This window comes from Bacillus sp. 05T31, assembly GCF_056396725.1.
Genome location: NZ_JBFTMA010001132.1, coordinates 1 through 850, shown reverse-complemented (window position 1 = coordinate 850; position 850 = coordinate 1). Strand labels below are relative to the sequence as shown.

Below are 850 nucleotides of genomic sequence, written 5' to 3'. Positions count from 1 at the left end.
AGCCCCCCTCAAGATGAGATTTCCCATAGCGTAAGCTAGTAAGATCCCTGAAAGATGATCAGGTTGATAGGTTCGAGGTGGAAGCATGGTGACATGTGGAGCTGACGAATACTAATAGATCGAGGACTTAACCATATAATATGAAGCAACGTTATCTAGTTTTGAGAGAATATAAAAAACTTATTGACTTTCWRRGTGAATMARKTATAATAATGWTTGTCTCAAWMGAATAWAGTCTGGTAATGATGGCAGAGAGGTCACACCCGTTCCCATACCGAACACGGAAGTTAAGCTCTCTAGCGCCAATGGTAGTTGGGACCTTGTCCCTGCGAGAGTAGGACGTTGCCAGGCAAAATGGAGGATTAGCTCAGCTGGGAGAGCACCTGCCTTACAAGCAGGGGGTCGGCGGTTCGATCCCGTCATCCTCCACCATATATGTCGGAGGGGTAGCGAAGTGGCTAAACGCGGCGGACTGTAAATCCGCTCCTTTGGGTTCGGCAGTTCGAATCTGCCCCCCTCCACCATTTCTTAATTATTGGGCTATAGCCAAGCGGTAAGGCAACGGACTTTGACTCCGTCATGCGCTGGTTCGAATCCAGCTAGCCCAGCCATTAAGAGCCATTAGCTCAGTTGGTAGAGCATCTGACTTTTAATCAGAGGGTCGAAGGTTCGAATCCTTCATGGCTCACCATTTTCTTAAAAAATATGCGGGTGTGGCGGAATTGGCAGACGCACTAGACTTAGGATCTAGCGCCTTTGGCGTGGGGGTTCGACTCCCTTCACCCGCACTTTTAATAAAATAACTCAAACATGTCTTGCGGAAGTAGTTCAGTGGTAGAATACAACCTTG

At 47.6% G+C, this 850-nt stretch carries 5 tRNA genes and 2 rRNA genes; all 7 read left to right on the top strand.

Annotated features, from left to right (window positions below):
• A 23S ribosomal RNA gene (locus AC1DJR_RS31895) occupies positions 1-135 on the top strand; the annotation flags it as partial.
• A gap of 100 nt (positions 136-235) precedes the next feature.
• Positions 236-351, top strand: a 5S ribosomal RNA gene (gene rrf, locus AC1DJR_RS31890).
• Between the two features lie 5 nt (positions 352-356).
• Positions 357-432, top strand: a tRNA-Val gene (locus AC1DJR_RS31885).
• Positions 433-440: 8 nt separating this feature from the next.
• A tRNA-Tyr gene (locus AC1DJR_RS31880) sits at positions 441-524 on the top strand.
• A 12-nt stretch (positions 525-536) separates the two neighbouring features.
• Positions 537-611, top strand: a tRNA-Gln gene (locus tag AC1DJR_RS31875).
• Positions 612-615: 4 nt separating this feature from the next.
• A tRNA-Lys gene (locus tag AC1DJR_RS31870) sits at positions 616-691 on the top strand.
• Between the two features lie 16 nt (positions 692-707).
• Positions 708-788, top strand: a tRNA-Leu gene (locus AC1DJR_RS31865).
• The last annotated feature ends 62 nt before the right edge of the window (positions 789-850 follow it).